This is a genomic window from Massilia timonae CCUG 45783, from assembly GCF_000315425.1.
Classification (GTDB): Bacteria; Pseudomonadota; Gammaproteobacteria; order Burkholderiales; family Burkholderiaceae_D; genus Telluria; species Telluria timonae.
On sequence record NZ_JH992923.1, the window covers coordinates 635,287 to 642,553 of the forward strand.

Here is a 7,267-nt window from a genome sequence, read left to right on the forward strand (position 1 = left end):
GTACAAAGAAAGACAACGGTGCTAGGCCTGTTCCGTCGCCGCGCTTTCGGTGGGGCTGCGGCGCAGGACGACGGGAGTGCCGCCCAGGCGTTTTTTCACGAGCCACTGGGCCAGTGAGGCGTCCATGTAATCGGCATGGGCCGGGAACCAGCGGCTCAGTTCCCGCGCGAGGGCGCGGCAGGTCGCCTCATGCCCGCCGCCCGCCAGCAGGGCGCGCACTTCATGCACCGACGCCAGGACGGCCTTGTGTTCATCGATGTGGCACTCGGCGGCGGGGAAGCCGGTGGCGAGCATCGACTGGCGTTCGTCCTCGAAGTGGCGCTCGGCGTGGCCGGCGAAGTCATCGAGCAGGCGCGCGAGCTCGGCGTCGGGAGCCGCCAGCATGGCGCCGACGAGCTCGACGAACTCGCGGTGGGTGGCGTCCATGGCCTCATGGCCGACCAGGAAACGGTCGGACCAGGTGAAGAGTTCTTCGGTGTTCGCCGACATGTGCTTGCCTCGCTAAAAGAAATGTGTGACACTTTTTGATAAAGTGTCTACCAAAAATGGTAGCACAGGTTTGCAGGCCTTCTGCAAAATCGAAATCGAAAGGGCGCACGCACGATGGAAACGCAGATCGCCGGGGTACCGTTCCGGCTGATGGATGGCAGCGAAGCGACGCTGGCCGACTATGCCGGCAAAGTCGTACTGGTCGTCAACGTCGCTTCGCAATGCGGGCTCACTCCCCAGTACGAAGGCCTGCAGCGGTTGTTCGATATCCGGCGCGGCGACGGACTGGTAGTGGTGGGCTTCCCCGCGAATGATTTTGGCGCCCAGGAGCCGGGCAACAACGAGACGATTGCCCGTTTCTGCGAGACCAGCTTCGGCGTGGACTTCCCGCTTGCGCAAAAAGTCGCCGTCACCGGCCCCGGGCGGCATCCTCTGTACCGTGAGCTGACGCGGCTGCAGCCTCAGGCGATCGATCCTGCCGGCGGCGCCATGCGGGCCAGGCTCGCAGGCTACGGCCACCAGCCGGCTGATCCCTCGGATGTCCTGTGGAACTTCGAAAAGTTCCTGATCGGGCGTGACGGCCGCGTCACTGCGCGTTTCAGTCCGGACGTCGCGCCGGACCATCCAGTACTGGTGGAATCGATCGAACGTGAGTTACGGAAGACCTGAGGCTGCCGCATCCGGTCTTCTCCGAGAACGCCTCGGCGCGAGTAAGCAATTTCTATTGTTAGGAGCAGGGTATGAAACGAGAAGTGGTCATCGTCAGCGGCGTGCGAACCGCCATCGGCGGCTTCGGCGGAAGCCTGAAGGATTTTCCGCCAACCGAGCTGGCGGCACGCGTGACCCGCGAAGCGCTGCTGCGTGCACGCGTCAGCGGTTCGGAAGTCGGCCATGTGGTGTTCGGCAGCGTGATCCACACCGAGCCGAAAGACATGTACCTGGCGCGGGTGGCGGCCGTTAACGCTGGAATCGGTCATGAAACGCCTGCCTTGAGCGTCAACCGGCTGTGCGGTTCAGGCCTGCAGGCCGTCATCAGCGCGGCGCAGGCGGTGCTGCTGGGAGACGCGGATGTCGCCGTTGCCGGTGGCGCCGAGAGCATGAGCAGGGCGCCGCATTCCACGGGCGCCGTACGCTGGGGCAACCGCATGGGCGAGGTCACGTTCACCGACATGATGACCGGCGCCCTGACTGATCCATTCCACGCCGTTCATATGGGGATCACGGCCGAGAACGTGGCTGAACGTTACATGGTTTCGCGCGAGGAGCAGGACTCCCTGGCCCTGGAATCGCACCGCCGCGCCGCCAATGCGACCGCATCCGGATACTTTGCAGAGCAGATTCTCCCCATTGCCGTCAAGACCCGCAAGGGCGAAGTAAGCTTCCTGAATGACGAACATGTGCGCAGCGATACGACGATCGAAAGCCTGGGGGCGATGCGTTCTGCCTTCAAGAAGGAGGGCAGTGTCACCGCTGGCAATGCGTCCGGACTGAACGACGGCGCCGCCGCACTCGTGCTGATGGAGCGTAGCGTCGCCGAGCAGCGCGGCGTCAAGCCGCTGGCGCGCCTGGTGGCGTATGCACATGCGGGCGTCGATCCGGAATATATGGGCATTGGGCCGGTTCCTGCCAGCCGCAAGGCGCTCGAGCGCGCAGGCTTGAGCATAGCCGACATCGATGTGATCGAAGCGAACGAGGCGTTTGCGGCGCAGGCCTGTGCCGTAGCCAGGGAGCTCGGGCTGGACCCGGCCAGGGTCAATCCAAACGGCTCGGGCATCGGCCTGGGGCACCCGATCGGCGCGACCGGAGCGATCATCACGGTGAAGGCATTGTATGAGTTGCAGCGTACTGGCGGCCGTTATGCCCTGGTCACGATGTGCATCGGCGGTGGGCAAGGTATCGCTGCAATTTTCGAACGTTTGTAGCCTGGAAAATCTCTTATAAGGTGCTTCACCATGACCAAGTTGTTCGATGCTGGGCTGGACGTACTGATTCCGGCGACCGCCCTGACCAAAGGCGTGTACGTCGCGTCGTTCGAAAACCTGCGCATGACCGACGTCGAGTCGGTCGGCGGCAAGAACGCCTCGCTCGGCGAGATGATCTCGCAGCTGGCGAATGCCGGCGTGCGCGTGCCGGGCGGCTTCGCCACCACGGCCGATGCCTTCCGCGATTTCCTCGAGCATAGCGACGGCGGCCCATCCTTGGCCCAGCGCATCGCCACCCGCCTCGAAGGCCTCGACATCGACGACGTCCGTGCGCTGGCAAGCGCCGGCGCCGAGATCCGCCAGTGGATCGTCGACACCCCGTTCCAGCCGCGCCTGGAACAGGAAATCCGCGAGTTCTACGAACGCCTGGTCGCCGACTCCGACACCGAAGTCTCCTTCGCCGTGCGTTCCTCCGCCACCGCCGAAGACCTGCCGGACGCGTCCTTCGCCGGCCAGCAGGAGACCTTCCTGAACGTGGTCGGCATCGACAACGTGCTCGAAGCGATGAAGCACGTCTTCGCCTCGCTCTACAACGACCGCGCGATCTCCTACCGCGTTCATAAAGGCTTCACCCACGCCGAAGTGGCGCTGTCGGCCGGTGTGCAGCGCATGGTGCGTTCCGACACCGGCGCGGCCGGCGTGATGTTCACCATCGATACCGAGTCCGGCTTCAAGGACGTGGTCTTCGTCACCTCGAGCTACGGCCTGGGCGAGACCGTGGTGCAGGGTGCGGTCAATCCGGACGAGTTCTACGTGCACAAGCCGATGCTGGCGCAGGGCAAGCTGCCGGTCATCCGCCGCAACATCGGCTCCAAGCTGATCAAGATGGAGTTCACCAACGAAGCCAAGGCCGGCCGTTCGGTGCGCACCGTCGACGTTCCGATCGAGATGCGCAACCGTTACTCCCTGACCGATGCCGAAGTGGTCGAGCTGGCCAAGTACGCCGTCATCATCGAGAACCACTACGGCCGTCCGATGGACATCGAGTGGGGCAAGGACGGCCGCGACGGCAAGCTCTACATCCTGCAGGCGCGTCCGGAAACCGTGAAGTCGCAGCAGAAGGCCACCGATGCCCAGCAGCGCTTCAGTCTGAAGGGCACGGGCACGGTATTGACCTCCGGCCGCGCGATCGGCCAGAAGATCGGCGCCGGTCCGGTGCGCGTGATCCACGACCCGAGCGAGATGGAACGCGTGCAGCCGGGCGACGTGCTGGTGGCCGACATGACCGACCCGAACTGGGAGCCGGTCATGAAGCGCGCCTCCGCCATCGTCACCAACCGCGGGGGCCGCACCTGCCACGCGGCGATCATCGCCCGTGAGCTGGGCGTGCCGGCGGTGGTCGGCTGCGGCGACGCCACCGACGCGCTGAAGGACGGCACGTTTGTCACCGTCTCGTGCGCCGAAGGCGACGAAGGCAAGATCTACGACGGCCTGCTGGAAACCGAGATCACCGAAGTCTCGCGCGGCGAGCTGCCGCCGATCCCGACCAAGATCATGCTCAACGTCGGCAACCCGCAGCTGGCCTTCGACTTCCAGTCGGTGCCGAACAACGGCGTCGGTCTCGCGCGCCTCGAGTTCATCATCAACAACAACATCGGCGTGCACCCGAAGGCCATCCTCGAGTACCCGAACATCGACGTCGACCTCAAAAAAGCGGTTGAGTCGGTGGGCTGCGGCCATGCCTCGCCGCGCGCCTTCTATGTCGACAAGCTGGCCGAGGGTGTGGCGACCATTGCCGCGGCCTTCTGGCCCAAGCCGGTGATCGTGCGCCTGTCCGACTTCAAGTCGAACGAGTACAAGAAGCTGATCGGCGGTTCGCGCTACGAGCCGGACGAGGAAAACCCGATGCTGGGCTTCCGCGGCGCCGCGCGCTACCTGGCCGAGGACTTCGCCGAGTCCTTCGAGATGGAATGCATGGCCATGAAGCGCGTGCGCGAGGACATGGGCCTGACCAACGTCGAGCTGATGATTCCTTTCGTGCGCACCCTGGGCCAGGCCGAGAAGGTCATCGAGCTGCTGGCGAAGTACGGCCTGAAGCGCGGCGAAGGTGGAGGCGCAGGCGGCCTGCGCGTCATCATGATGTGCGAAGTGCCGTCCAACGCCATCCTGGCCGAGCAGTTCCTGCAGTATTTCGACGGCTTCTCGATCGGTTCGAACGACCTGACCCAGCTGACGCTGGGCCTGGACCGCGACTCCGGCATGGAGTTGCTGGCCAAGGACTTCGATGAGCGCGACCCGGCGGTGAAGGCCATGCTGTCGCTGGCAATCAAGGCCTGCCGCGCGCAGGGCAAGTACATCGGCATCTGCGGCCAGGGTCCGTCGGACCATCCCGACTTCGCGCAGTGGCTGGTCGATGAGGGTATCGAGTCGATGTCGCTCAATCCGGACTCGGTGATCGAGACGTGGCAGAGGCTGGCAGGGCACCAGGCGACATGATGAGATCAGGTTTCCCCGACGATTGCACGGCCGGGTCGATCCAAATTCAGGTCTAAAATGATATTCCGGAAGTGCAGCGGCTGGGCATCCAGCCTGGCCGGCCGATCACGATCGCGTCGCGCCGCGGGGAGGTGGTGCTCTACGCCCGCGCTGACGACAGTTCGCCGGTGGGCGCGGTCTTCGTACCGTTCTGCTACTACGAGGCGGCGATCAACCGCCTGACGAACGCAGCGCTCGATCCGTTCGGCAAAATCCCGGAATTCAAGTATTGCGCCATCAAGATCAGTCCCGGCGGAGTCATGGCCCGGCAAGGCAGTTACGGTGGCGGCCAGATCCTCGCCGGATACGCGAAAGCGGCAAAATGATTCGCCACGATCTGCCCAATGGTTATCCGCTATCGTCCTGCGCAAGCAGCAGCTTGTCCTGCCTTGTCATTAACATCCCAGGATGGGGTTCCTGTGTCAGAACTGGACAAAATCGCAATGGCTGCAGCGAGGTCTGGCGCATGGATGGATTGATGTAGTGCCAGCGTCAAGCAAGTGCGGGCGCCGGCAGCCACGGGTCGCTGTCCGGACGCGGGAACTGGGCGGCCATGAAGTCGACGAAGCTGCGCACCTTGGCTGACAGCAGGCGCCGGCTCGGGTAGACCATCATCACCGAAAGCTGGCCCACGTGGTGGCCCTGCAGCAGCTGCACCAGGCGGCCGCTCTCGAAGTCATCCTCGAGCGTAAACGAGGAGCGCAGCATGATGCCCATCCCGGCCAGCGCCCCCTGGCGCAGGATGTCCCCGCTGTTGGACACCATCCGGCTCGTGATGGGGACATGCACCACCTCGTCGTTCCACGCCACCGGCCAGGTGTGGCGCAGCTGCTCGAAGGCGAAGTTCAGGCAGTCGTGCTGCGCGATGTCTGATGGCTTGCCCGGGGCGCCACGGCGCGCCAGGTAGTCCGGCGCGGCGCTCAGCACCACGTTCGAGGTCGCGAGCTGGCGCACAATCATGCTGGCGTCCAGCTTTTGCAGGCCGATGAAGATGCCTACATCGAAACCCTGTTCGACCAGGTCGACATCGTGGTCGGCCAGCGTGACGTCGAGCACCACGTCCGGGGTGGCCTGTGCAAAGCGCGGCAGCAGCCGGGCGAGTTGCGCCTTACCGAAGGCAGGATGGCAGTAGATGCGCAGGGTGCCGCTCGGCTGTTGCGAGCTGGACGAGGCGGCGGCGTCGGCGTCGTCGATGTCGAGCAAAATCTGGCGCACCCGGTCGAGGTACTGCTGGCCGGTCTCGGTCAGCGACAGGCGGCGTGTCGTGCGGTTCAGCAGGCGGGTGCCGAGGTGGGTCTCAAGGTCGGCGACATTACGCGTGACGACAGCGGCCGACATCCCCAGCGCGGCGGCCGCTCCCGCAAAGCTGCCGTGGTCCACTACCTTCACAAACACGCGCATCGAGACCAGCCTGTCCATCCCTGCTCCTGATTATTCCAATATACGCAATTATACATTGCCCGAAAAGCTCTTTATTGCGGGCGCTGCAATGTCTAGACTGTTTGCATTCCCGAGCGACAAAGCTGTCCAACACGCTTCGCCTGCCCGGTCTTTCATCTTGAGGAGAAAGTCATGAACGCCAAGAGTTTCATTGCCGCTGCTGCTTTGTTCGTTTCCGCTGCTACCGCCTTCGCTGCCGACAATGCAGACGCGGACGCAAAGACTAATACCGCCATCACCGGCGCAAGCGCAGCTGCATCCGCCAGCGCATCGAAGCTCAACCTGCCGGCGGTTAGCGCTCCTTCCCGCATTTCGCGGGACGAGGTGCGCGCCGAAGCAGTCGAGGCCGTGAAGAAATACAAGCCGACGCTGGCGGGCCAGCTGGATCAATACAAGAATTGAAGCACGTGAGGTTCGGCCGCCAGGCCTGCCGGGATCGGTATTAATAAATCAAGGGCTTTCGATGCGTCGTCACTCCTTTTTTGTTTGCACCGAGGCCGTTGGCTGTCTCCATGAGGGGCAGGACATCGAGCAGTTCGAGCGGCACCAGCGCCACCACACGGCCGCCACTCCCGCCACCGGTCATACGCACGCCCCGACGGGTGGCGGAGAGTCAGTATGATGATCTCGAAGTTGTCTTGCATTGTGAGGGACTTGCGCGGTAGCCGAGCATGACTCGTGACATGGTATTTTCGTGGTACTGATGTGCTTGCCCGAGCGTTAAGGTCTTTATTAACTGTTTAGTGCCGTGCGATCATATTCCTCGTCGTAGCTGGCCTTTATTCCGAGCAAAGGCTATGCTGAACGAGTTGATTGCTGGGTTCAGCAATCCCGGAATTTCAAAGCACCAGGAGCAATTTGCAGCATGAGTTCACGCATTC

6 protein-coding genes and 1 pseudogene are annotated in these 7,267 nt (G+C 63.4%); 5 read left to right on the forward strand and 2 right to left on the reverse strand.

Annotated features, from left to right (window positions below; all coding sequences use genetic code 11):
• Nucleotides 1-21: 21 nt before the first annotated feature.
• Nucleotides 22-489: a bacteriohemerythrin gene (locus tag HMPREF9710_RS12915; protein WP_005666986.1), complete on the reverse strand. Its 468-nt coding sequence runs from the start codon at nucleotides 487-489 to the stop codon at nucleotides 22-24.
• 114 nt (nucleotides 490-603) lie between these two features.
• Between HMPREF9710_RS12915 and HMPREF9710_RS12920 the strand changes: the two genes are divergently transcribed.
• The 4 genes and pseudogenes from HMPREF9710_RS12920 to HMPREF9710_RS12935 form a co-directional block, all read left to right on the forward strand.
• Nucleotides 604-1,158: a glutathione peroxidase gene (locus HMPREF9710_RS12920; protein WP_005666987.1), complete on the forward strand. Its 555-nt coding sequence runs from the start codon at nucleotides 604-606 to the stop codon at nucleotides 1,156-1,158.
• A 71-nt stretch (nucleotides 1,159-1,229) separates the two neighbouring features.
• A complete protein-coding gene (gene bktB, locus HMPREF9710_RS12925; RefSeq protein WP_005666988.1) occupies nucleotides 1,230-2,411 on the forward strand; it encodes a beta-ketothiolase BktB in 1,182 nt (393 codons plus the stop codon).
• A 30-nt stretch (nucleotides 2,412-2,441) separates the two neighbouring features.
• The gene (ppsA, locus tag HMPREF9710_RS12930; protein WP_005666989.1) at nucleotides 2,442-4,907 is read left to right on the forward strand and encodes a phosphoenolpyruvate synthase; all 2,466 of its coding nucleotides are present in this window, start codon (nucleotides 2,442-2,444) and stop codon (nucleotides 4,905-4,907) included.
• 80 nt (nucleotides 4,908-4,987) lie between these two features.
• Nucleotides 4,988-5,272: pseudogene (locus tag HMPREF9710_RS12935) on the forward strand (molybdopterin dinucleotide binding domain-containing protein); the annotation flags it as partial.
• Nucleotides 5,273-5,438: 166 nt separating this feature from the next.
• Here HMPREF9710_RS12935 and HMPREF9710_RS12940 read toward each other — a convergent pair.
• Nucleotides 5,439-6,365, reverse strand: a complete 927-nt coding sequence (locus HMPREF9710_RS12940) for a LysR family transcriptional regulator (protein ID WP_005666992.1) — start codon at nucleotides 6,363-6,365, stop codon at nucleotides 5,439-5,441.
• 153 nt (nucleotides 6,366-6,518) lie between these two features.
• Here HMPREF9710_RS12940 and HMPREF9710_RS12945 point away from each other — a divergent pair, with 153 nt between their 5' ends.
• Nucleotides 6,519-6,788, forward strand: coding sequence for a hypothetical protein (locus HMPREF9710_RS12945; protein WP_005666993.1), 270 nt, complete (start codon nucleotides 6,519-6,521; stop codon nucleotides 6,786-6,788).
• The last annotated feature ends 479 nt before the right edge of the window (nucleotides 6,789-7,267 follow it).